We start from the raw sequence: 482 nt of genomic DNA on the forward strand, positions 1-482 counted from the left end.
GCCGACCAGCTGCAGTGGCAGTAAGCGACGCAGCTTAAACTCGCTGAAAAACTGTCTTGACCGATGGGTCCACTTTACGGTATGGATGGCTTCTTGGATAAGACCGTCGTTGTTAAACCTGAAAGCCTGCGGCTCAATCCGCGGAAATCGACCGTAGGTGATACCCCGGTTATCGAGCTGCAACCTAGCTTCGAAGGTCAGCCAGCAAACTGGCTTGAGAGTTTCGACGGTGCCAATCAGGTTCAGGACCGATATCGGGTGACCGGTGATGATGGATCGTTGACCCACGTCCTGATTGAGCCTGAAGTCAAATCTGTACTGGACTATGTGCGCTCGTTGCCCGGGCGTCGGGTCGCTGGGGATGATGCTCTTTCCTTCGTCCGCAACCCTTACAGCGCACTCGGCGATAGTGCCGCACAAGTGCTGGATGTGCAGAGCTATGAAGACGAACTGGCCGAGGCCGGGATTTTCTTTCACCGCTT

Annotated in this window: 1 pseudogene; it reads left to right on the forward strand. The window is 55.2% G+C overall.

The window, feature by feature from the left end:
- Window positions 1-78: 78 nt before the first annotated feature.
- Window positions 79-482 (forward strand): annotated as a pseudogene (locus EKA13_RS27570) (type I Zorya anti-phage system protein ZorD); the annotation flags it as partial.

This window comes from Pseudomonas defluvii, from assembly GCF_001695625.1.
Classification (GTDB): domain Bacteria; phylum Pseudomonadota; class Gammaproteobacteria; order Pseudomonadales; family Pseudomonadaceae; genus Aquipseudomonas; species Aquipseudomonas defluvii.